This is a genomic window from Mesorhizobium sp. M0074, from assembly GCF_040322975.1.
Lineage (GTDB): Bacteria > Pseudomonadota > Alphaproteobacteria > Rhizobiales > Rhizobiaceae > Mesorhizobium.
On sequence record NZ_JAMYUM010000031.1, the window covers coordinates 1 to 23,414 of the forward strand.

Below are 23,414 nucleotides of genomic sequence, written 5' to 3' on the forward strand. Positions count from 1 at the left end.
CGCTAAACACGGGGGCTGCGCGGCGGACACGCCGACGTCACCGCAATGCCACGCCATTTTGCAGAACTTGACGCACACAACTCCCGCCGCCCGACAGGCGATCACTCCTTTCCAATGCGTCATCGCCCGGTTGGGGGCAGGGGCAATACCCAACTGTTCTACAGCGTCCTGCTTGGATCGTTCTCAGTCCCCCTGACTTCTACAACCTCGCAGTGAAGCTTGCAGGCCGAGGACGAATGACGGCCACTATATTCGTTCGCTTCGATTGATGATGGAATTGGTTGGCACTAATTGCGCTGCGACTACCGCTTGAGAGCAAAATGTCATGAAGCCGAAACCCGATCCTGTGCGACTAGACGCTTGGGATGTCCGGATTCTCTCAGAGATCCAGTCAGATGGTCGGATTTCGAAAAGCGAACTCGCAAAGCGTGTTCACCTTTCCGCGTCGGCCTGTTCGGAGCGGCTCCGCGTGCTCCAAGCCGCAGGGATCATTGAGGGGTTCTATGCGCGATTAAGTCCAGCCCTCATCGGGGGCATCATCTCTATAATGGTGGAGGTGGTTCTGGATCGCCATCGTCTTGAGGATCAACGACACTTCGAAACTGCGATCAAAGAGATTCCGGAAATCCTCGACTGCTGGGCTATCGGAGGGCGGATCGACTATCTGATGCGCGTTTCATCTCCTTCCATGGCTGCGTATCAGGATTTCATGGAGGAATTGCTGCAGGCAGGCTTGGGTATCGAGCAATACTACAGCCTTGTCGTGACGAAACCAGTGAAATCCAACTCACCGATTCCTCTGTCCGCCCTGAGGCAACGGTAAACTCCGGAAGCCTTGGTTTTCACGGCGATTGGTGCCGATTCCGTGAATTCGTCGGCTAAAAGTGTGCATTCCCGCGAAACCCGAGATACGTTTGCCACTATGCTGGTTTCCAACGGGCGGCTGGCCGAGTGTTCCCAGCCGACTGATGCGCGAGGAGAGCGACGATGCGTTTGAGCAATCTGGGAACCGAGCAACTGCGGGAGAAGGATCGAAGCTTCGTCTTTCATCCGTCTACACACTTGGCCAAGCACAGCCGCGGCGAGACGCCAAACCGGATCATGGCCGGCGCAGAAGGCGTGTACATCTGGGATACCGACGGCCGAAAGAGCCTTGACGGTTTCGGAGGGCTTTACTGCGTCAATATGGGATATGGCTGCACGGAGATTGCCGAGGCCATCGCCCGGCAAGCGCACGAGTTGCCGTTCGCCCATGTCTATGCGAGCCAAGGAACTGAGCCAGTCGCACTCTTGGCAGAGGCCGTGGTCGAATATTTCGGTCAAAACATGCGAAGGGTCTTTTTCGGCCTCTCCGGTTCCGACGCCAACGAAACCAACATCAAGCTGGTGTGGTACTACAACAACATTCTCGGTCGCCCTGAAAAGAAGAAGATCATCTCGCGGCATCGCGGATATCACGGGTCCGGGCTGGTCACAGGTAGCCTGACAGGCCTTCCCTTCTTTCACGATTTCTTCGACCTGCCTTTGAATTTGGTTCGCCATACGACGACGCCACATTACTATCGCCAGGCGCGCGACGGCGAAAATGAGGAGGCGTTCTCCAGGCGCTGTGCCAACGAACTTGAAGCCCTTATCGTCGCTGAAGGCCCAGAGACCGTTGCCGCCTTCATTGGAGAGCCGGTACTTGGGACCGGAGGCATCATTCCACCCCCAAAGGGATACTGGGCTGCGATTCAGGGGGTGCTTGACAAGTACGACATCCTTCTTATTGCCGATGAAGTGGTCTGCGGCTTCGCGCGAACCGGTGAGAAATTCGGTTCCCACCTCTATGGCATGCGCCCGGATTTCGTAACGATCGCCAAGGGCTTGAGTTCCGCCTACCTGCCTATTTCCGGTTCGATTATCGGTGACCGAGTCTGGTCGGTTTTGGAACAAGGGACGGAAAAGCACGGGGCACTCGGCCATGGCTGGACATATTCTGGTCACACGCTTTGCGCGGCGGCCGCGCTTGCCAACATTAAATTGCTAAAGGAAAGAAATGTCCTGGAACATGTTCGGGACGTCGGACCGTATTGGCAAGCCCGCATGAAAGCCGAACTGGAGCGACATCCCATTGTTGGCGAGGTTCGCGGCGTCGGCATCCTATCCGCCGTGGAACTGATGCGGGATCCTAAGGAACGGGTGCCATTCGAGCCCGGACTTCAGGTCGGCGTGCGCGCCGCCGCTGCTCTGTTTGAGAATGGTGTCATCGGGCGAGCTATGCCGCACGGCGATATTCTCGGCTTTGCCCCACCTCTGATCATTACCCGAAAAGAGATCGACATCATCGTCGACGCAACCGCGAAATCAGTCGATACGACCTATCGCGCGCTGAAGGCGGAGGGCGCGATATGATCTGACGTGACGGATGAGGGCCACCCACCCGGATCGACCAGGATTTCACGTCCGGCAGCCCTGTGGCGGCATGAGCTGGCGCGCGCAAAGCCACGCTCTTCGCTTTTAAGGCAACTTGCGTGGAGGGTGTGCGAGCCGATGCCGAAATACGGCGCCAATCTCGAAAAACACAGCACCGCCTTCGCGTCCGAGACGGGGGCGTAGGGCTGCTGCAAGAATTGTAGAGGTGACGCTCTCACAGGCCGCAGACCGCAATCTACTGTGGGGCTGAGCTCCTCCATGGAGACAGTCTCAACAGCCCGCAACAGACACCTCGATCGTAATGAAGTGCAAACCCAAGAGGACAACTGCCACCTGCTAAGAGATGACGCTGGAATGAGGTCTCGGTGTCGATAAGAGCGTCGTCGAAGCACATATCGCCCTCCCAAGGCGCACCGGCCCGGCACGGAGCTCAGTCTCCTGCCGGGCCTTTTTCCCTAAATGGCTGCGCTCTGGTCGACCCGTCTGGGCTCCGATATGTGGGGCCAGAAGCCGTGGGTGAACTCACTGCAGTTTAGCTATGCAAGACGTTTTTCATAGATTTGTAGAGCAAATCGCAGACAGCGCTGACGCGACGGACCTGCGCAACGCTTTGGGGGAGATTGCCTCTTCGCTCGATTTGCCGTCTTTTGCCTATCTTTTCCCTTCGCCTGGCAAGGGCCGCAAGGTGCGCCTGATTTCCACCTACTCTCAATCCTGGACATCTCACTACCTTCACAGTCGGTATGAAAAGATTGACCCGGTTATCCATCAGGCGCGTGGTGGTCAGGAACCATTCAACTGGGATGCGCACAGTGCTGATCTCGAACTGTCGACGCAGCAGCGACAATTGATGGATGAGGCGACGCAATTTGGCATTCACTGCGGCTTCACGATCCCGATCCATGACAGCAGCGGTACGTTTGCAGCACTGACCTTCGCCTCGGATGAAAGGCGACCACCGTTCTTCCGCCTGATTGACCGATATGACCGCGTGCTGCAGCTCATCGCGGTCTTCTTCCATCTTCATGCCTGTCGCAAGTTGGCCGACGGCAGGATCGTGGATGGCGTTGCCCTATCGCGAAGGGAAATCGAGTGTCTGAAGTGGGCGGCTCGCGGAAAGACGGCGTGGGAGATCGGCCGCATCTTGGGAATCAGTCGGCACACCGCAGCCTATCATCGGGATAACGCCAGGAAGAAGCTTGGCGTGAAGACGGTTATTCAGGCAGCCGTTCGGCTTGCACTATCCAGGCCATCTCTCTTCACCTGATCTCCGAAACCTGGGCACATGCACAGGTTGTATTAACTCCGGCCTTTGCCTTCAATCGCAGGTGTTATCGATGCGAGGGAGAAAGGCCATCATGATGCAGTTGATCACGCCGGATTGCTACGCTGAGTTCAGCGACGAGCTCGAGCAGATGCACCGCTTGCGGTATCGCGTCTTCAGGGATCGACTTGATTGGGACGTTTCGTTCAGCGGCGGCTATGAGGTCGATCCGTTCGACGCGCTTCGTCCCCACTACCTGTTGCTGCGTGCGCCCACCGGGTGCATCGACGGCTGCGTGCGCCTGTTGCCGACCACCGGACCGACGATGCTGCGCGACAGCTTCTGCGCTCTCCTTGCAGACCGTTCGGCGCCGGAAGATCCGCGGGTTTGGGAAAGCAGCCGTTTTGCGCTTGATCTGCCGCCTTCCGCGCCGAAACAGGCGGGCATCGCTATGGGCACCTACGAGCTGTTTGCCGGGATGGTCGAGTTTGGGTTGTCACGTGGTCTGCGCAGCATCGTTACCGTAACGGATCTGCGCATAGAGCGGATCTTGCGTCGCGCCGGCTGGCCACTCGAACGGCTGTCCGATCCGCAAACAATAGGCAACACGCGCGCCGTTGCCGGATATCTCGACGTCTCAACAGAGAGCTTGGAAGCCCTCCATCGCAATGGCGGACTCAAGGGCCCGGTACTGTGGACACCGGTCATGAAGATCGCCTGAGCCTGGAATCCAACCCTTTCCTGGAAACGATGCAATGGACGAAATAATGCCTGGCGCTGCCTGGCCGGACAGGCAAGATGATGGTGACTATGGCTATGTCGAGCGGCTGACCAGCCGAGGCTGGGCCTGGGAATTCCTCAGGCGCAATCCGGACTTCCAGAAGGATCTGGCGAACGCGCTGCGCGGTGCCGAACGCACGAACGCCCGGTCCGTGGATATTATCAGCCTGCCGTCGAGCACTGTTGATCTCTCGCGGTGGGGCCTTCTGTTTTGCAAGCTCGAAAGGAACTAATGCGAGCGTCCTTTGGTGCCCCTGGCAATGTCCGCATGTTTTGCCGGTTGCTGCCGAAATGGCGGCGCGGCCGCGCGGGGTCCACGTGCTCGATCTCGCCGCGCACTCCTGCCGCATCTCCATACTCGTCACGCGGGATGGGCATCAGCACGTCCTTGTCGAGGACAGTGGCAGGAGCTTGCAGCTGGCTGCCTCAGGCGTCAGCATCCTCGATGCTGTGCGATTGACATCCTCCGTCCTCTGGTCGCCAGAGGAACTGAAGCAACGCCTGAACGCGTTGGAATGTCTGAACAGCCTCTGTTGGACCGGCAGGCTGCAACCAAGATTCTTTCCGACCGAGCCCCGTTGCTCGCGGTTGCGCCGCGTCTTGCGTGCGCTCGACGGCTCCATCGCTGGCGCATCACACCGCGAAATCGGCCTTGCCCTCTTCGGCAAAGCCCGCGTCGAGCAGGACTGGGCCGACCCCGGTGACCATCTTCGCGACAGCGTCCGCCGTGCAGTCAGACGCGGGCGCTGGCTCATGAACGGTGGTTATAAGCGTTTTCTTCTATAACGACTCTCACCCTCAGGCCTTTTGGCCAGAGAACAGCTCTTTGTACCCCGCCACCACCAGCCAGTGGGCGCGCGCGAGATGGCTGCGAACCGCCCTTTGGGCGCGCGCTGGCTCTTGCACTGGATCGATGCCCAATATCGCCTGCGCCATCTCTTCTTCGCTCGCATTGTCGGCGCATGCGTCTATGAGCTTCAAATATGTCGTGAAGTGTTCATCGTCGTAAGCGGTCAGGCTCTCCGCCCATGGGACCTCGTCGGCAACAGCAGGTTGGAACAATTTGTCTACCATTTCATGTCTCGCCTAAGACCTATTCCGCGCCCGCGCACGGCACAATATCCTAAAATAGGATAATCCGAAACTGGGATTAGTCGGTGAGCCGGTTCCTTCTTGGCCGGTTCGTCTGATGCCGAAAATCCCTTCGATCAGCTCGCCAGCGCCGGCTGCTAAAACGGCTGATTGCGGCGCGCAAAACCAAAGGGGTCACCCAGACCCAGGTTGCTGATATGCTGGGCCGCCCACAATCCTTCGTGGCCAAGTACGAGGGTGGTGAACGTCGGCTGGACGTAATTGAGTTTCTCGACGTTACCGAGGCTCTCGATATCGACCCTTGCGAGCTTCTGGCACAAATGCGCCGCTCTCGTGACCTGTAGATGGCGTTGCGCTTGGACTGCTCAACAAAAGCCCTCAACAGGGGCCTCGTCCGCGATCGGCGCATTCGGTTCAGAGTGTAGCGCCACTGTCCTATCTCCGATAAATCGGTTCCACGCAGCCGCCCGCGGGCCAATTGAGACCTCCGGTGAGGAATACATATTATAATTAAGAAACTCGAGATGCCTAATCTGACTCGGGCGGATGGACATGCGCCAGTTGGTCGGACCGAATGTGCAGAGGTTCAGGCAGAAGAACCATCTGACGCAGGAGCAGCTTGACGACATCTCCGGCTTCAGTCAGCAGTACATAAGCGGTTTGGAGAAAGGCCGCAGAAATCCGACGATCGTCACGATTTACGAGTTGGCACAAGCCCTCGGCGTGAGCCACATGGAACTCGGTCGGCCCGACAAACAGGCCTGAGGCTTTCGCAGAGACCGGGTCTTTTTCAATCAAGATGACGGCGCACCCGATCGCGCATGCGAGGGCGTAGAATACCGACCATGCGCCGCTTCATACCGGTCAAGATAGACGACAACCAGCCGGCATTGCTGCTGGTTGACCTGCCCGACAGGCTGATCCGCAATCGCACGCCACTCGCCAATGCGATCCGCAACTATCCGACAGAATATGGGCTGATCGCCGCCATAGAATGTGCAGATCGAACCGCTGCTCGAGCGTATCTTAGCAGATGGGACGCTGCCGGATTGGCGGCGGGAGCTGTTCGCGCTTATGCTCAAGAAATATGCCCAGTGCAAACACATCTGAAAGATGTCGACGCCAGATTGATGGCTTTACATCGGGCCAAGGAGTGCAGACAGCGCCTGGCGCCACTCCCGGTGTCGGCCCCAGTGGGGCAGGACCGACTTGCCGTACCCGCCGTAGGCGGTGAGGTGAACCGGGGCATCCCCGTTCCCGTTCGCTGGACCGACCTGCGTATAGGGGATCATCTCACCATCGGTCGAGACTGCCTCGTGGCGCGTCACCACCAGCCCGGATGCGTGGAAATTCTCCGGGTTGCCCTTCAGGATTACTGGAGCGCCGAGAGGCGCCGCGGTATTGAGGTCTATAGGAGAAGCTTCCGCGGCGTGATCGGGTCCTGAGCCGAAATGAGGACCTCTCCATTGGTCTCGTGACGTTTCGCATCGAGTGACCCGAGGTGAACTGTGCCTTCGGCAGGCACGGTGTCCAGCGCTCGGCGCGTCCATTCCTGGCGGTCGGGGGTGAACATCTCGAAACGCGGATCGAGGTTAACGAGGTAGGAGATGAGCTTCCCGTTATTCCAGAAGAATGACTGCAGGGAGCGCCTGTCGCCTGTTTCGAAGAGGGTGGCAAAACTGCACCTCGCCGGCGATGAAGGAGGAAAGCGAGATGCCGATCAGCGCGTCCGCGGGGTGGGGCACCAACTGGGAAATCGTTTCAGAACAACCGATCAGAGCGCTGGGTCTCATGCCCGACATCGTCGATGATCTGACAATGAGAGCAACTGTAGGGCCGCCAAGGCGCCAGATGGCGCACAACCACGGATTATATTGCGCCCACTTCCGCGGGCCAGTCGAGCTGCCAACTCGAGGAATGACTCGAGTTCAAGTTGTGGGGGCCGGCCGTTGATGCGCGACGAAGACTTTGAACCGAAGCCCCGCAAAAATGCGCGTCACCCCCGGCGGAAATACCACGGTCGCTGCCGTCAGCCAATCTTGCTCGTGGTTGGGAAAGTCGCGGCAAGGGAACCTTCCATGGCACCCGGGATCGGGCGCGGTGCCGGCGTCTGCAGCGAGCTTGCGTCGCGTGACCGCTTCGCCGCCTTCCAGCCGCGCCTCGTCATCAAGTCCCGTGTGGTCAAGCTGGATAGAAAGGGACTTCAGTCGGCGCGCGCTCATCTGCGCTATATCCAGCGCGCTGGCATTCGATAGCAAGCCCAGGGGAACTTTATGATCCGGAGGATGGCACGAACAGCGACCGTCATCAGTTCAGCTTCATCTTTTCGGCCGAGGGACGGTGACCGATACCGGGATCTGGGCGTTTCGAGCCGAGGCCGGTCGCGACAGCCTCGTCCGCCCGGGCAAGGAAATGTTCGAGCAAGTGGAGTGTGTGTCTGAGCAGCGCAAGGCGCTGACGACGCGCATAGTTTGCAAAAGCTGACGCCTCACGAGCGCGCGACGAGGATCCGCCGGACGGAACCGGCTGTGAAAGGGCAGACCGCTATATTTTATATGCGGCTCGGGTAATCAGGCTTGCCTCCGTAACTGATGCACGGCTAGCCAAGTCAATACCCAGTCGGCGGTGGTATTAAAGCGGATGTCATAGGATTCGCCCGCAGGTAATTCCCTGCAAAGGGTTTGTGTTAGGTGCAGCCGCAAGCATCCGTTCGCAGGGGGCGTCCGTAGTTCAGCACAGTCGAACCCAAAAAAGCGCCGCACCACCGGGTAGAGTCCTTTGAAAAGTGTCTCCTTTGCCGAAAAGAGCAGCGTTGCCAGCCGATCTGGAGGGAGCGCCGTCTGTCGTGCAATCAAGGCACGTTCACGCTGGTTAGCCGTCATGCTCAGGATCGATTCCAGCGCGTGGCCGCTGGCTATTGCCTCGATGTCGACACCGGCTTGCCAGCCTGGATCGCCTTTGGCGAAACAGGCGCAATGCCCCCGCGCATGGGTGATTGAACCAACTGAGCCTTTTGGCCAGACTGGGGCGCGGTCGGGACCGATGGGAATCTCAGTAGTAAGTTGGCCCAGCGCCTGCAACGCCGCGTCCGCCATCGCGCGACCAGCTAGAAATTCGGCACGGCGTAACGGTAGTGCCGTGCACAAGCTGGGAGGGAAGGCCAAGGCGAGCTTATGAAACAGATCTTCCGTGTAGCACTCGAAATCGAACCGGCCATGCACAAGAACCGCATCGACGTATCCCGTGTCGTGCAAGGTCACGTCTTTAAGAAATCCAAGCGAACGGGCAGAAAGAGCAATAAGGTGCCTGACGGCTGATGCGCGCATGCTGGAGGCCGCGCTCATCGACACAGGGCCCAGCCTAGACCCCATAGCCTTAGACAAACGCAAGGTTCTCCTTCGGCTCGGGAAAGCTCAGTTTTCGCGGTGGCGACCGCATGTTTGGCGAGCGTGATCATGGATGATTTCTCCTCAGTCTATGCCGCAGCGCGTTTCGGGATAGCCCGAGCATGGGTCGTGCCAACTAGGACCTTTCAGAACAGTGCGATCATTCGGATGGTACTGTATCATCCGACATCGTCGAAGATCCGACACCGAGTCCTACCGTGACCGCCTTGTCGGTTCCCTGTGCGAACTCGGTGTGCGCCGCGGAAAACTCAACTCACCACGGACTGGTCGAGTTGCATCCGAGGAATGACTCGATTTCAAGGTGTGAGCCGACCGTTGATGTGCGACGACGACTTTGAACCGAAGCCCCTGAAACATGCGCGCCACCCGCAGCCGCAGATACTTGGATCGGCGCTGCCGTCAGTCAATCTTGCTCGTAAGAGGGCGGTGAGAAAGTCGCGACACAAGCAACCTTCCATGCATCTGGATTTGGCCCGGCGCCGGCATGTCCGAGTGGGTCCGACCGCCGTTGCGGTCGTGTCGTTCTCGTTGATAATGGGTACGGCGCCAACTTTGAGAAGTCGTTGAAGGGTTGACCAAACGCCAAAACTATGGCGTTTTAAACTCTGTTCATAGGCACGCATGAGTTGAACCTGACCGATAGCGTCGGCCGTTTGTTTCTCCTCAACTCGCAGAGATCTGTCCAGATGGTTGAAGTGACTTGAGCCGACCGCGACAGCACCAGACGTGACGATGATCACCTGCTGCCCGCGTGCGAAAAATCGGACGACATCCTCTATTAGTGTTTCAAGCCAAGGACCGCGTACTTCTCCGGTTTCTGGATCGCCGATCAGTGCTGAGCCAATCTTCACTATCAACCGGCGAGCCGAAACCAATCGGATCGAGCTTGTTGGTGCTGCCGCTGAGTGTTGCTGCACTGGAAGTGAAGACACGTCTCTCCAATCTCACCTGTCCTGAGCGTCACGGCCTTCGAGGGGTATAAGGGCGCACGAGGCGCCCTTGATTTCAGATCGGCTGTCAGCAAGCCGCGTCGCCTTGGTATCAGAAACGGTAGGTGACGCCTGCGCCTATCAACCACGGATCGAGCGCAGCCTTCCCCGTCAGCTTCGCGCCGTCGACCGTGACGTCGAAGTCTGGCTTGAGGAAAAGCTTCTTCACATCGAAGTTGACGCCCCAATGCTGATCCACCATGTAGTCGAATCCGACCTGCAGCGCGGTGCCGAACGTGTTCTTAACTTTGAGAGCATCGGCGCTGCCGGCATCCTGGTTATAGAATATCGTGTAGTTCACGCCGGCGCCGACATAGGGCTTGAAAGCGCCGAGATCGGTAAAATGATACTGCAATGTGAGCGTAGGCGGCAGCAGCCAAACCTTGCCGATCTTGCCAAGCCCGCCGATCGTTCCTTGGCCGTCGATGTTGGCGTAGGTGGTGCCGAGTATGAGCTCCGTGGCGATGTTGTCCGTGAAGAAATAGGAGATATCGAGTTCCGGCGTCACCGTGTTCGAATAGGAAAGATCGGAGCCGGGCACTGCTTTGACGTAGCCCGAATCCTCAGTGACGACCCCCAACGCACGCAGGCGGATCTGCCAAGGGCTTGGCGCTTCCGTGACCGAGGCTCCCGCCTGCGGGACGCTCGCGGCTTGCGCAAGGTCCGCCGCGACGGCCTGCTGTCCCATCACGATGAGGAAAACGGCCGCTGTTACTCCCCGTGCCGCGCGCATTTGGTTTCTCGCCATGATATTCTCTCCTTTGCTCTTCAGAAATGATGCACTGAACTACGAAAAGTCTTGCTCGAATTGCGTGAGATTGGCGGAGCGCTCATGCGCAGTTTGCGTGGGACCGCGCACGCATCATTTGCGCCGTGCTCGCAATCACCGACCTGTACTCACTTAGAAGTAGGCGGGCTAACCAAAGGCCTGCAGCTTTGCGGCCGTCTTACGCGCGTGGCCCGGGTGAACGCACGCCCGCTTCGTGGTGGAGAGCAGGATCGGCGGATAGCGGCAAGGGTGGTCCCGACCCCACAGTGCGCGCGGAATTCCGGCATCTTGCCAGAAGTTGTCGAGGCACTGACCGCGGCGCGTGATCACGGGAACCTTGTCGGGGATTGGTCGAGATCACTGTCAGGGCGTCGCAGTCGCGATCGAACTGTGTTCCACCGAAGTGCCCCAGGGTCCTAGCCGGCTGGCTGGCGGCCCAGGCAAGTGTCCGTTCTCCTTCTACATGTTCGAGCCAAAGATGGGGATCATCGTCTGGGGCATTCAGCGTTGGGCGGAAATCGAATATGGTCATGTCCGGATAACGTGAAGAATGCTGTCGACTGGAAAACAGCCGCGACGTCCTGTCGGCTCGGAAAGGCCCAGTTTTCGCAGCTGCGAGCGCATGTTCGGCGAGCTTGCTCATGATTTCCCCTCAGTCCTTGCCGCAGCGGGTTTGCGGATAGCCTTGCACGTGTCGTGCCAAACGAGAAAATCATTTCAGAACAATGACATGGCTCTGATTGCGATGTGTCTCATGTCCGACATCGTCGAAGACCCGACAACGAACGCAGCCGTGACCGCCTGATAGAACCTCCTGTGCCACTCGGTGGGCACTGCGGAATAAGCAGTGAAGCTCACCGTGAAACTGCCCGAGCTCGGATCGACATCGGCGACGGGCCATCGACGACCAGTACGTCGCCGGTGTCGGGCGCGGCACAGCCTGAAGACTCCGCGGCGGCGATCATCGAATAGCTGCGTTTACGATGGCTCCTTCTTGGCCCACCGGTGGGCGCGCAAAAGGCTGCTTTGCGGCCTCATCCCTCCGCCTGGATTGAGTCGCAGGGACCGAATGGCGCACGTGCTTTTGGAACCGGCAGAGTGGCCATAACGCAATTGTCTTCCGGCTATCTTTACAGAGATTCGACAATCCAGTTGGTGAAGGTCCCATATCGCAAAGCATTGATGCGCTTAGGTCTGGGCATGCGCCCATCCGCAACCATCTCATCAAGAGCATCGATCCGACACCAACATAGAGAATTGCTTCCCCCTGAGAGAGGCCTCGCGGCGGACATGAGATTGCGTCACTTCATGATCGCGGCCTCCGAGGATGTCGGGATCGAGCCAGTGCAACGGCACGATAGGGCGAAGGATCTGGCAGCTCTTGCAACTGCCGACCTCGATGCGCACATCGCGATCTGTCCGGCAGAGACACAAGGTTCTGCCCTGTCCGTTCATGAAGACGTAGTGCTGGTCTCCATAAGAGAAGTATTCTGGTGCAGAAGGTGCCCGATTAGCTATTCGGAAAAAGGCGACATCGACGTGCAAATCGGGCCGCCGTGAGGCGTCCCCCTCAATGTCGGATTTCGGACAGGATCGTAAATCGCCAACCCATTGTTTAATAAAGTTTCCTTCTCTGGCACGGCCCATGCATGGGACTCTGCGAACGCATCAGCGAGACGTCGTCCATGATTCATGCGCACCGAAAATGCCGTCGCCGCAGTGAAAACCGCGCTCTCGCCTGCCATCAAGCCGCCGAAAGGCCGGCGCGTCATGGTCGAGGCGGGCGATTGCGCCGGCTTCAAACACCTTAATGGGCCTGGAAAGCTCCTCGCGTGACGGCGACGCGGGCATCCAGACGGGCGGAAAGGACATACGTCGTTGCCCCACGTCGCCGGCATGACCCGTCGATTGTCACCGCGCTGGAATGCTCGGGTCTACATTCGACGACCCGAACGCGCTGGACAAATTCTCGCAAACCCGGTCGGGACCGGGGCTCGAAACGTCCGCGAGGGGGCCCAATGGCTATGGCCGATATTCGCCGCGAACAAGCCGCCTAGTGGGAAGACTCTATAGGAGGAAGCAGTGGAGTTATCTTGCGTTGGGGTCGGTGCTGGGCCGTCTAATTTGAGCCTTGCGTGTCAGATACACGAGCAAGTTGGGCAAGGGGCACTGTTCCTGGATCGGCAGGTCGACTTCCGCTGGCATCCAGGCATCGCATTCGATTCCTCGGAGCTCCAGGTCAGCCACTTCAAGGATCTGGTCACACTGGTGAATCCGCGATCAGCCTACACTTTCGTAAACTTCCTGCACGAGAACGGGCGTTTGTACCACTTCCTGAACGCACAGTTCGAGGCTGTGTTCAGAGCTGAGTTTGAGCAGTACCTGAACTGGGCCTTCCACAGGAACCCACTTGTCCATGGCGGCGAGACCGTGCACGAAATTCGCTTTGACGGCGCGTTTCGGGTGCGGACCGATAACGCGGTTCTCGGCGCCAGAAACCTCGTGGTCGGCATTGGCAAGCAGGCGCGAATTCCGCCTCAGTTTCAGGGCTGGACTGGACGCAACCTGTTCCACTCATCTGTTTTACTGCACATCCATCCTGAGGTGCGGAGAAAGCATGTCTGCGTGGTTGGCGGAGGCCAGTCGGGAGCCGAGTTGATGTTGCACCTTGTCGGCCTGTCGAAAGAACGGCGGCCTGCCTCGATCACTTGGGTCTCGCAGCGCGAAAACTACCTGCCTCTCGACAACAGCCCGTTCACAAACGAGTTGTTCATGCCCTGCTTTTCGGATCGTTTCGCGGCGATGAGCGAGTCGCAACGCAAGCTGCTCCTGCGGCGTTTCGTGCTTGCCTCGGACGGCATTTCGGAAAGCACATTGCGTGCGATCTATCAGGCGCTGTACCGCCACGCATTTTTCGAGCCAAACCGATGCGACATCACACTGCGGCCGGGCTGCACCGTCTCGCACTGCATCAACGCCGGCGCGGGTCACAGGCTGACCCTGCAGCACGGCATGGACGAGGTCGAAGAAGTCACGGCTGACATCGTCATCCTGGCCACCGGTTACGAGAACGCGGTGCCAGACTTCTTGGCACCCATCGCGCACCGGCTGGAGCAGATCGACAATGAATTAGCTATTCGCGAGGATTTTTCGGTGAGCTGGGACGGACCGCGTGACAGGCGCATCTTCGTACAAAACGCGAGCCTCGGGCAGCGCGGCCTGGCCGATCCGAACCTAAGCCTGCTGGCCTGGCGCGCGCGCCGCATCCTTGATAGCCTTCTTGGGCGCGCGCCATGCGCGAACCCCGAGCATCCTGGCTTCATCAGCCATACCTCGATCGAGAGCTGGCCCGCCCCCGCAGCCGAAGAAATGGGCAGCGGGATATGACTCGTAGACTTTTGATCATCGGCGGTGGCATCCTAGGAATGATGTCCGCCTCCGCTGCGGCGAAGGCGGGAGGCTTCTCCGAAATCATCGTGACCGAACAAGCCCTTGGACCAAGCGGCGCATCGCATTATTCTGGGGGCGTGCATTTCCCCTACGGTTGTCAAGACCGTACCAGGTCGCTCACTCGAAAGAGCGCCGTGGTCTTGGCGGCCATGGCTGGGTCGGCGGTCAGCGGATGGTGCCGGCTTTTAGCGATGCGTGTCGTGGCTGGACCGGGTGAAGCGATTGATCCGGCCCAGTTTACGGAACCCCTGGACCCGGCTCAGCCTGACATAGGCAGTCTCGCGCCGAGCTTCTGCGGACAATATCCGCCGGAGCGGAACGCACTTAGCATCGCCGTCCCACATGAAGTGAGTCCGTCTCCGTGGACCCGCAACTTGACCAGCGCCCGACTGCCCTAATTGGGATGTCCGACCAACCAGTCTTTCCAACAGGAGGCTTTTCGCATGTTAACTGATGCACAAAGAGAAAAGTGGCAGAAAGACGGATACGTCAGGCTCGAAAGGTTCTTCGCTCCAGCGGCTCAGGAAGATATCTCTACTTTTGTCGAAGATATGTCACGCTGGGATGTCAGCGATGATAAATGGCTCATGTGGTTCGAGAAGACGACGGACAATCGAAAGATCATCTCCAAGATCGAGAATTTTCTCGACTTCCATGATCCATTGCGTCGTTTGCTCTTAGAAGATCAGCGCATAAAGTCAGCGGTCGAGTATTTGCTTGGCGAAGATTCGCGCAGGCTCAAGGAGTTGCTGATTTTCCACTACCCCGACAGCGGCGGCTATCTCCCGCATCAGGACATTTATCACATTCCACACAAACTCCCCGACCGGATGGTCCATGCGGTGGTTGCCATAGGCATCGACGACTCCGACCCGGAAAACGGCGGGCTTTTCTTCAGCCCCGGCAACCACAAGAAGGGGGTGTTTCCCATGGATGCCGGTGGGGTGATCGATCCTCAAGTCGCCGAAATGTTCTCCTGGGAACCCGTAGTATGGAAGGCTGGCGACATCTTCATCTTCGACGATTACGCACCGCACTACTCACGACCGAACAAAAGCAATCGTTCGCGGCGGACACTCTACTTGGTGTTCCAGCGTGCTTCAACCGGTGGACCGACCCGCGCTGAATATAACGTGCTTAAGCGCGCCCTTAACCCGCCCGAGGGCAAAGTGGCCGATCTCGACAAACTCAAGCCCCCAAATGGCATTTTCTATCGCGATTGAGCTCACGCAGCCAGGCGGAGGCATGCACACGAAACTGATCGACCGCTCAAAAATGCGCGGAGAGTATGGCGTTCTGATTTGCGGGCTCGCGGAGCATCGACCGCAGCCCGTTACGAGGCTTCGGCACGTGGATTGTGGAGGTGGTCGCAGGGCGGTCTTCTATGATGCCTACAGCCCGACTGGCGCCCCCCTCGTCGCCCGCCTGGCGGCCCAGAGCTGCATTATCCTGGCCGGGGCCGCCAACGGGTCGGGCTGCCGTTTCTCTCCACAAATTGCACGGGAGGCTGTTGCGTTGGCAGCCGAAGATCCCACTGCTTCAACAGCTTAGGTTCGTCATGCGCAAATACACGTTTTCTCGAACGGAGCTGTCGCGGGCGTTCGGTATCGACATGGCCACGCTTGGAACGGGAAGCGCTCGCACGGGGTTTTCGTTCGGTAGGGTGGCACCGGGCGTTACATCCGAGCCCCATCGGCACGACGAAATCGAGGCCTTCGTGATCCTGTCAGGATCGGGCAAGGTCAGGACCGACCTTGGGGAAATCTCGGTCGAGGCGGGCGATGTCGTTCTGTTCCACCCTTTTGAAGCGCATGTGCTGCGCAACGACGGAAACGAAGACCTAGATTTCGTCGATGTCTACTGGCGAGACGGCGAGGCCGCCCTTGATGCCGCTGCAAAGACCACGGCTCCACGCGGGCCGATCTTCGTCTTCTCCACGCCGCCAACGCCAAATGGCGATCTGCATCTGGGGCATCTTTCTGGCCCCTATTTTGGCGCCGACGTCTATACTCGTTTCCTGCGCATGAAAGGAGTCGAAGCATATCACCTCACTGGAAGCGATGACAACCAGAGCTACGTCACGACACGCGCCGATGCCGATCAATCGACGCCTGCAAACGTGGCGCACTACTACGCCGACGAGATTCGCGCCACGCTTGCACTTTTCGATTGTGAGGTCCACAGCTTCCAACTCACAATGGGCGATGACGGTTACGGCGAGTTTCAAGCCGCGTGTTTCCGCAGTCTTCTGAGCAGCACGGCGGTAGCTCTGCGCCAGAGCCCTGCGCTTTTCGATGCTGTGACAGGCCACTATCTTTACGAGCCGGATGTTAGCGGCCTCTGCCCCGATTGCGGCGGCTCCGCCGGTGGCAACATCTGCGAGGAATGCGGCGCCCCAAACCTTTGCCACGACTTGGGTGCAGCCCGGTCACGGCAGTCTGCCGAGGCGCCGCTGGTCGGCTCCGTCCGCCGCCCGGAACTTGCCTTGGACCGATGCTACGACAATATCGACCGGCATCTAAGGGCGTCGGGCGTCCCGCTACGGATCTTGGATCTCTTCGCGCGCCTACGCCGACGCGGCAACTTTTCAGTGCCCATTACCCACCCCTCGGACTGGGGCCTGCCGGCCGAAGGGTTCCCGGGGCAAGTGATCTGGGTCTGGCCGGAAATGGCCTTCGGTTTTCTTTACAACATCCAGGCGCTCGGCCGCTTGCTGGGTCGCGACTGGAAGGCGGAGATGCCCGGCAACGACTGGCAGATTGTCCATTTCTTCGGCTTCGACAATTCGTTCTACCACGCGCTACTCTACCCCGCTCTTTACGCCGAGGTCTTCTCCCACTGGACGCCACGCATCCACTATCACGTCAACGAGTTCTACCTGCTCGACGGCAAGAAGTTCTCAACCAGCTGCCGCCATGCGGTCTGGGGCAAGGAGGTTCTGAGCCCAAAGACAGTTGACGTCGTGCGCCTCCATTTGGGCCTGACACGCCCGGAAGGTGAGCGGACGGATTTCACGCTGCACGCGCTGCGCCGCACCGAAAACGAGGTGTTCCAAAGGATCTGGCTGAACTGGCTTGAGGCGTTGAACCAGGAGATCAAGCAGGATTTTGCCGGCCGTGTACCCGATGCAGGCGACTGGAGCCCCGTCGACCGCGCCTTCTTTGCTCGCATAGAGATCTATCGCGCGGCGATGGAGCGCGCCTATTCGGACGAAGGCTTCTCGGTTCGGCGCGCGGCCGCTCAGGTCTGCGATTTCGTGCGCGATTGTGTGATCTATCGTGGGGCGCGAGACTATGCGGCGGCGCGTCGTTTCTATCCCGCCCGCAATCGGACGTCGCTAGCCCTTCAGACGACGGCCGCTGCGATCCTGGCGCCGACACTCGCTCCGCTGATGCCCCGATTCGCCAGAACGCTGGCGCGAGGCATCGATGGCGTCTCAACCGAAACATGGCCCCGGTCCGTCCAGCGCCTTGCGCCCGGGGCCCGCTTTGATCTCAGACCCGTGTTGGTGTTCTACGCCAAATCCGGCAATCCCCATCTCGATGAGGAGGAAGCACTATGAGCCCAAAGGTGCACCAGTGAGCTGTCCCAATCTCGACCAGATCTGCGCGGCAATCAGCCGACGATGCCAAATATCTTGACTCGCTGTCAGTGGCGACCGAAGCCGCTATCAAACTGTAGAGACCAGATTAGCGGACCTGAACCAGCGCGTCGTCGACAACCCTGGCCCGCGCCTTCGAGGACCGCTCGGCCGATCGCTTCCCAGCCCTTGCTGTTCGTGCCGCAAATGCCGTGTGGGCTCGACTGCGCTGACCAACCTCTTCGGCATCGGGATTTCCGTCCTCCAGCCGGTCAAGGCTGTCATGCGGTTCGACCCGCTTGGTCAACCTGGCGCCCTGGATCGTGCGCCGATCACCAATGTGAATTCGAATGCCTGCGTGATGGTATCTTCGATTCTGTCCGAGCCTGTACCGGCGCGGCAGTCGGCCGAAGAACAGCTGAGCTACTGACATCGGAATGTAGCAGGCTCAAATTCTGCCCCTGAAACCGGAATTTGCTCAACCAGCGTTACGATGGCTTGGTGCACAAGCTTCCAACCAGACCCGCGCAACGACAGCCCGTCGCCTGAAGATAGTCGGCGAAGGCCGCCAAATCGCAAGCGTATCCTCCGTCACAAGTGCGCCGTCTTCGCCTAAAATGCAGACGCTTGTCTCGTCGAGAGATACATCCAGCTATTTTAGGGTGCTCCTCAGGATTGCGTGTTTGCTCGGGTACGGACCGCCCCTCAGTTCCCAATCGAGGAGCGATTCTACAATTCACATGTTTGGACATCGCTCGCTAGGTACCCCGTCTGGGAACCCTGCAAGCCGATGCTTCAGATGCCGCCCATGCAGAGATATTTCATTTCGAGGTAGTCCTCGAGGCCATGGCGGGATCCCTCCCGCCCGATGCCGGACTGTTTTATCCCACCGAACGGCGCCGCTTCCGAAGACATCCGGCCGGTATTTACCCCGACCATTCCATATTCCAAGGCCTCGGCGACACGCCAGACACGCTTCAGGTTGGAGGCATAAAAATAGGCCGCGAGGCCGTAGATCGTTTCATTGGCATCACGGACGACCTGATCCGCATCCTTGAAGCGAATAATCGGTGCGAGCGGCCCGAATGTCTCTTCTCGCGCGACGGTCATCTCGCTGGTGACACCGGTCAGGACCGTTGGTTGGAAAAACGTGCCATTCGTGCCGACGCGTTTGCCCCCGCATCGAATTGCGCCGCCTTTAGCTACGGCATCCGCAATATGGAATTCAATCTTGGCCAAAGCCTGCTTGTCGATGAGGGGCCCGATGTCCACTCCGGGAGCGAAACCGTCACCAACTTGAAGTTGGCGAGCCCGTTCCACGAATTTCTCGACGAACTCGTCGTGAACGCGCGACTGGACGTAAAGGCGGTTCGCTGAAACGCAGGTCTGGCCGGCATTGCGGAACTTCGCCTGGATCGCACCGTCAACCGCGGCATCGATATCGGCATCATCGAAGACGATGAAAGGTGCATTGCCGCCGAGCTCAAGGCTGACTTTTTTGATCTGGTCCGAGCACTGGCGCATGAGAAGGCGCCCGATCTCAGTCGACCCGGTGAAGCTGATCTTGCGGACCTTGGGATTGGTACAAAGTTCGCGGCCGACCGCGTCACCTTCGGACGCATAGATCAGGTTGACGACGCCTTCGGGAAAGCCAGCCTGATGGGCGAGGGCGAACATTGCTCCCGCCACGAGCGGCGTCTGTTCAGCGGGCTTGAGGACGATCGTGCAGCCCGCCGCCAAGGCTGGCGAGACTTTGCGCGCCACCATCGAGGCCGGGAAATTCCATGGCGTTATCGTGCCAACAACTCCGATGGGCTGCTTGATTACCAGCATTCGGCGGTCCATCGATGGTGCGGAGATCGTCTCGCCATAGACGCGATTGGCCTCCTCGGCGTACCATTGCAGATACGCCGCAGCATGCGATATCTCCGACATGGCTTCGGCAAGCGGCTTGCCCATCTCGGCGGTGAGAATCGCGGCGAGTTCGTCGGCGTGGTCGATGATCAACTGATGCCATCGCCATAAAACGTCGCTGCGCTCACGTGCGGTCAGCCCTGCCCATCCAGGCTGCGCGACATAGGCCTTGTCGATCGCAGCGCATGTCTCCTCGACACCCATGTCGGGTAGTTCTGCCAGCACTTCGCCAGTCGACGGGTTGAGGACCTCGAATGTCCGCTCGCTAGTCCGCGTGCCAAGTGCAGGCAGGCGATCAATGGGTCCAAACAGGTCAGGGGATCTCAGGTGACGGATCATCGGCAGGCACAGGGGCAATACCGGATTCCTCCTCAACGCAGCAGGTATATATAGCAGGTGCGGTGTGTACTCCGCGAGGTCCGGGTTCCTTATAGGGCCTCGGCCAGACAGCTGGTAGACCACGGTACCCAACTGGAAAGGGAGAATACCTGAATACGCTAGAAGATGCCTCGCGGTTCTACTAGTCGAACGATTGAACAACGGACATCGGCTTCGCCAGCCGCGCGGAGTGGATGCTGGTGGCCTGCGCCTACAATCTGCGGACCACGAATCGGCGACTCTATCGACTCGAAGAGAGGCTGGCCTGAGGAGGAGCGCACCCCAATAATGACGCCTGAACCGGCAAATGCCTGGCAAGGCCCGCCAAAACCGCTCCTCGCGGCTTTAAACAGATCCCGTTTAGCGGGCGAGCGCCCGCAAGATGAGAAAGAGGATGGAGAGGAACAGGGTGGCGAAGGCGCGCCGAGGGAAGACCGGCCGGCGCATTTGCATGGGGATGGAGCTCATGATCAATTCCCCGCCTGTTGCTGCGGCAAAAGATAGCCTGTGGTCGAATGGTCGAGCACCAGATAACGCGCGGCGACGGCCTTGACCTCGTCGATGGTGACCTTGCGGACGCGGTCCGGCCTCTCGAGCACGTCCTTCACATTGCCACCGGTGGTGAGCGTCTTGCCATAAATGTTGGCGATGTGGTCCAGCTCGTCATGCGCAAAAATCACCGAGCGGATATAGCGGTCTTTGGCCTTGTCCAGCTCGTCGCTGGTGACGCCATCCTTGGCGATCCGGGCGACTTCGGCAACGGCCGCCGCTTCGAGATCGACGAGCTTTGCATCGCCGCGCGGCGAGCCGGAGATAGTGAAATTGGTGTCGTCTAGCATGGTGCCCTGGAAGGAGGCGCCGGCCGCCGAGGCTATGCCTTGCTTGACGACAAGCTCCTGATATAGCCGGCTGCGGTTACCGCCGCCGAGGATCTCGGCCAGCAGGTCCAGCGCCTCGGCCTCGCCGGGCTCTGCCGTATGATAGGACGGCACCACCCATTGAGTGGAAAAGCTCGGCACCGAAACGCGCGCATCGGTCATCGTCACTGTGCGCCTGGTGTTCTGCTCCGGCTCGACCGGGCGGTTGCGCGGGGGCAGGTCCGGCCCGCGCACAACCTTGCCATAGGTCTTCTCGGCCAGCGCCTTCACCGTCTCAGGCTCTACGTCGCCGGCTACCACCAGCACGGCGTTGTTCGGTCGGTAGTATTTGTTGTAGATGGTGAATGCGTCGGTGCCGTTCAGCTTCTCCATCTCGTGCATCCAGCCGATGACCGGAATGCGGTAGGGCTGGTTCTGCCGCAACGTCGCGTTGACCTCTTCGTCCAGCAGAGCATGCGGGTTCGTCTCTCTGCGCCAACGGCGCTCCTCCAGGATCACGTCGCGCTCGGTCTTGATATCATCCTCGTTGAGGATGAGGTTGAACATGCGATCGGCCTCGAAGCCCATCATCTCACCCAACGCCGAGGGCGCCACCGTCTCGAGGAAGGTGGTGTTGTCATAGGCGGTGAAGGCGTTATTGTAGCCGCCGATGGCTGAGACGGCTCGGTCGAACTCGCCGGCGGCATGGTTGGTCGTCGCCTTGAACATCAGATGCTTGAGGAAATGGGCAAGGCCTGATTTGCCGGGGGGCTCGTCGGCGCTGCCGATCTTGTACCAGACCATATGAGTGACGATCGGCGCGCGGTGATCGGGGATGACGACCACTTCCATGCCGTTGTCGAGCAGAAAATCCGTCACCTTGCCGCCGGCGGTGGCGGCCAGAGCCGGAGCGGTCGTCACCAGGGCCAGCGCGGTGGCAATGAACGCGTTGCGCAGCCAGGCGGACGATCGATGGCTCCGGTTGTGGTGGCTGGTCGACACGCAAGGTTCGGGGCAAAGTGATTTGTTCCTCATTTTGATGAAGGCGCTGCGTCCCCGTCTCCCCGCGTGGGAGGATCGGCGGGCAGCGCCGAGCCAGATAAATAAGCTCTTCATGGGGCCAAGCCTTACCCGAGCCTCATCTTTGGATGGACCCAGGAGACCTGCGGCAGTATTTCTTGGTGAGGTGATCATGGGACGGATTCTCCTTAGTCCGCGACGCCTTGCGCATGACCAAGCATGCAACGTGCCAGATCAGAAAACCGTTCGAGGCATGTGGACAAATCGGGCTCTGCCATGTTGCGCATCCGACATTGTCGGACGTCGGACAGGGCCGAACGCGACGCGAGCGCGGCTGAGAATATCTTCTTCGTTCGAAGACGATTGGGCGCGCTGCCGGGGGAGGGGTATAGGATGCGCTCCGAATGGCCGCTGCACTGACGGTGAGAATGGAGATGTTGGTCGCCCCAGCGGAACCCTGTTCTCGACAGCCAGACGGGGTCGATGCTGAACGGCAGAGGCGCGAGCAGCGTAGCCAACTCGAGCGCGGAGCCTGCTCGCGCGCGAAGACGGATCTGATCAAAAATCGGCGAGTTGGGGGATATCCGCGAGGCGCTGGAAAACGAAGATCATAGGACTCGGGCGGGAAAAAACAATGCGGTTGCGCGCTTCTGGCGTAATGCGCCTGCCGCGAGGCCGTTGAGCCTGATGAGTTGCTGCGGGAAAGGGGAGTGTTTGCGCGGGACCTTGGTCAAACGTAAGAAACAACCGTCGAGCTCGCCCTGGATGGGGCATGCAGGCACGTTTGTCGCTGGAGGACAGCAGCACGGAAGCTGTCCGCGTTTGCCGTCGTCGCTGGGTACCAAACAGGAGAATTTGCGTTCGCGATCGAATTCATCTGCGTAAATACCGCCTGGCTGTGCTTGGTTTGCCGGCGAACAGATTTTGCCTTCTTTGCGGCTGCAAACGCATCGCTGGCGGCGTGGTCCCTAAGGTCAAGAGCATCGGGTGAGTAACAGCCTGATCCTGCTCAATCTGATGCGCGCCAACCGCCTCGCCGGATTGTGGAACCGCTCGCGGGTAGCTTCTATCACAAACAGCAAGGTCATGAAATCAAGTAGGAAGTCGTCGATCGCTTGGGCGATTGTTTCTGACTTGCCCTTGAACTGGTCCAGCAAAACGCGCGCGTTATCGATCGCTTCCACGCTGGTGGCATCGATCAACCCTCGACCCTCTTGAAACAATCCAATTCGAAACTCCTTCAAGCGCTTGCCAAGCCGTTATGCACGAAGGTAGCTCCGTGAACTACCCGGCCTTTGACCTGGCGGCACGAGCAGCGGTCGGCCTTACGTCCCGTGCCTCCAAGCACCAGCCGTAGACGTGGGGCTGAGGAGCGTTGGAAGGATCGGGCGCTTCCGGCCATGCTCGAGCGGTAGTGTAGGACAGTGCTTGCTGGCGACTTCGGCCAAAATGGAGTGCGCCAGCTGATCGGGGTTTAACAATTTTTCGCTTTTTGCTGC

At 59.2% G+C, this 23,414-nt stretch carries 21 protein-coding genes and 1 pseudogene; 15 read left to right on the forward strand and 7 right to left on the reverse strand.

The features are described 5' to 3' along the window. Positions 1-325: 325 nt before the first annotated feature. The 6 genes from NKJ73_RS30365 (at position 326) to NKJ73_RS30390 (ending at position 5,245) form a co-directional block, all read left to right on the forward strand. Entirely contained in the window at positions 326-823 is a 498-nt protein-coding gene (locus NKJ73_RS30365) for an Lrp/AsnC family transcriptional regulator (RefSeq protein ID WP_352572105.1), read from the forward strand. 164 nt (positions 824-987) lie between these two features. Then, positions 988-2,394 (forward strand): aminotransferase, encoded by a 1,407-nt coding sequence (locus NKJ73_RS30370; protein ID WP_352572106.1) that lies wholly within the window; start codon positions 988-990, stop codon positions 2,392-2,394. A 559-nt stretch (positions 2,395-2,953) separates the two neighbouring features. Further along, positions 2,954-3,682: a LuxR family transcriptional regulator gene (locus tag NKJ73_RS30375; RefSeq protein ID WP_352572107.1), complete on the forward strand. Its 729-nt coding sequence runs from the start codon at positions 2,954-2,956 to the stop codon at positions 3,680-3,682. 91 nt (positions 3,683-3,773) lie between these two features. Further along, positions 3,774-4,400, forward strand: coding sequence for an acyl-homoserine-lactone synthase (locus NKJ73_RS30380; protein WP_352572108.1), 627 nt, complete (start codon positions 3,774-3,776; stop codon positions 4,398-4,400). Between the two features lie 34 nt (positions 4,401-4,434). Further along, positions 4,435-4,692 (forward strand): transcriptional regulator domain-containing protein, encoded by a 258-nt coding sequence (locus NKJ73_RS30385; protein WP_352572109.1) that lies wholly within the window; start codon positions 4,435-4,437, stop codon positions 4,690-4,692. Between the two features lie 85 nt (positions 4,693-4,777). Further along, a complete protein-coding gene (locus tag NKJ73_RS30390) occupies positions 4,778-5,245 on the forward strand; it encodes a DUF2285 domain-containing protein (RefSeq protein WP_352572110.1) in 468 nt (155 codons plus the stop codon). A gap of 12 nt (positions 5,246-5,257) precedes the next feature. Here the strand turns inward: NKJ73_RS30390 and NKJ73_RS30395 are convergent, their stop codons facing one another. Further along, on the reverse strand, positions 5,258-5,533 hold the full coding sequence (locus NKJ73_RS30395; protein WP_352572111.1) for a DNA -binding domain-containing protein: 276 nt from the start codon (positions 5,531-5,533) through the stop codon (positions 5,258-5,260). A 167-nt stretch (positions 5,534-5,700) separates the two neighbouring features. Between NKJ73_RS30395 and NKJ73_RS30400 the strand changes: the two genes are divergently transcribed. The 4 genes and pseudogenes from NKJ73_RS30400 (at position 5,701) to NKJ73_RS30415 (ending at position 7,806) form a co-directional block, all read left to right on the forward strand. After that, positions 5,701-5,895: a helix-turn-helix domain-containing protein gene (locus tag NKJ73_RS30400; protein WP_352572145.1), complete on the forward strand. Its 195-nt coding sequence runs from the start codon at positions 5,701-5,703 to the stop codon at positions 5,893-5,895. A 202-nt stretch (positions 5,896-6,097) separates the two neighbouring features. Beyond that, positions 6,098-6,316 carry a helix-turn-helix domain-containing protein gene (locus NKJ73_RS30405; RefSeq protein ID WP_352572112.1) on the forward strand — a complete coding sequence of 73 codons (219 nt, stop codon included), beginning with the start codon at positions 6,098-6,100 and terminating at the stop codon, positions 6,314-6,316. Between the two features lie 74 nt (positions 6,317-6,390). Further along, positions 6,391-6,733 (forward strand): annotated as a pseudogene (locus tag NKJ73_RS30410) (IS110 family transposase); the annotation flags it as partial. An 896-nt stretch (positions 6,734-7,629) separates the two neighbouring features. Beyond that, positions 7,630-7,806, forward strand: a complete 177-nt coding sequence (locus NKJ73_RS30415; RefSeq protein ID WP_352572113.1) for a hypothetical protein — start codon at positions 7,630-7,632, stop codon at positions 7,804-7,806. Positions 7,807-8,121: 315 nt separating this feature from the next. Here NKJ73_RS30415 and NKJ73_RS30420 read toward each other — a convergent pair whose 3' ends face one another. The 3 genes from NKJ73_RS30420 to NKJ73_RS30430 form a co-directional block, all read right to left on the reverse strand. Then, on the reverse strand, positions 8,122-8,895 hold the full coding sequence (locus NKJ73_RS30420; protein WP_352572114.1) for a 4'-phosphopantetheinyl transferase family protein: 774 nt from the start codon (positions 8,893-8,895) through the stop codon (positions 8,122-8,124). Between the two features lie 359 nt (positions 8,896-9,254). After that, positions 9,255-9,890: an amino acid kinase family protein gene (locus NKJ73_RS30425; RefSeq protein ID WP_352572115.1), complete on the reverse strand. Its 636-nt coding sequence runs from the start codon at positions 9,888-9,890 to the stop codon at positions 9,255-9,257. 109 nt (positions 9,891-9,999) lie between these two features. Next, positions 10,000-10,680 carry an OmpW/AlkL family protein gene (locus NKJ73_RS30430; protein WP_352572116.1) on the reverse strand — a complete coding sequence of 227 codons (681 nt, stop codon included), beginning with the start codon at positions 10,678-10,680 and terminating at the stop codon, positions 10,000-10,002. A 1,326-nt stretch (positions 10,681-12,006) separates the two neighbouring features. On the opposite strand from NKJ73_RS30430, the gene NKJ73_RS30435 reads away from it, so the two are divergent. The 5 genes from NKJ73_RS30435 (at position 12,007) to NKJ73_RS30460 (ending at position 18,176) form a co-directional block, all read left to right on the forward strand. Then, on the forward strand, positions 12,007-12,276 hold the full coding sequence (locus tag NKJ73_RS30435) for a hypothetical protein (protein ID WP_352572117.1): 270 nt from the start codon (positions 12,007-12,009) through the stop codon (positions 12,274-12,276). A gap of 564 nt (positions 12,277-12,840) precedes the next feature. Next, positions 12,841-14,103, forward strand: coding sequence for a lysine N(6)-hydroxylase/L-ornithine N(5)-oxygenase family protein (locus tag NKJ73_RS30445; protein WP_352572118.1), 1,263 nt, complete (start codon positions 12,841-12,843; stop codon positions 14,101-14,103). A gap of 506 nt (positions 14,104-14,609) precedes the next feature. Then, entirely contained in the window at positions 14,610-15,389 is a 780-nt protein-coding gene (locus NKJ73_RS30450; RefSeq protein WP_352572119.1) for a phytanoyl-CoA dioxygenase family protein, read from the forward strand. Between the two features lie 134 nt (positions 15,390-15,523). Continuing rightward, a complete protein-coding gene (locus NKJ73_RS30455) occupies positions 15,524-17,728 on the forward strand; it encodes a class I tRNA ligase family protein (protein ID WP_352572120.1) in 2,205 nt (734 codons plus the stop codon). Between the two features lie 232 nt (positions 17,729-17,960). After that, positions 17,961-18,176 (forward strand): hypothetical protein, encoded by a 216-nt coding sequence (locus NKJ73_RS30460; RefSeq protein WP_352572121.1) that lies wholly within the window; start codon positions 17,961-17,963, stop codon positions 18,174-18,176. A 365-nt stretch (positions 18,177-18,541) separates the two neighbouring features. On the opposite strand, the gene NKJ73_RS30465 is transcribed toward NKJ73_RS30460, so the two are convergent. From NKJ73_RS30465 to NKJ73_RS30475, 3 genes are all read right to left on the reverse strand, one after another. After that, complete coding sequence (locus NKJ73_RS30465; protein ID WP_352572146.1) at positions 18,542-19,999, reverse strand: NAD-dependent succinate-semialdehyde dehydrogenase; 1,458 nt, start codon at positions 19,997-19,999, stop codon at positions 18,542-18,544. A gap of 509 nt (positions 20,000-20,508) precedes the next feature. Next, positions 20,509-21,852, reverse strand: coding sequence for a M16 family metallopeptidase (locus tag NKJ73_RS30470; protein ID WP_502905407.1), 1,344 nt, complete (start codon positions 21,850-21,852; stop codon positions 20,509-20,511). Between the two features lie 1,037 nt (positions 21,853-22,889). Next, the gene (locus NKJ73_RS30475) at positions 22,890-23,117 is read right to left on the reverse strand and encodes a hypothetical protein (RefSeq protein WP_352572122.1); all 228 of its coding nucleotides are present in this window, start codon (positions 23,115-23,117) and stop codon (positions 22,890-22,892) included. Positions 23,118-23,414: the final 297 nt, after the last annotated feature.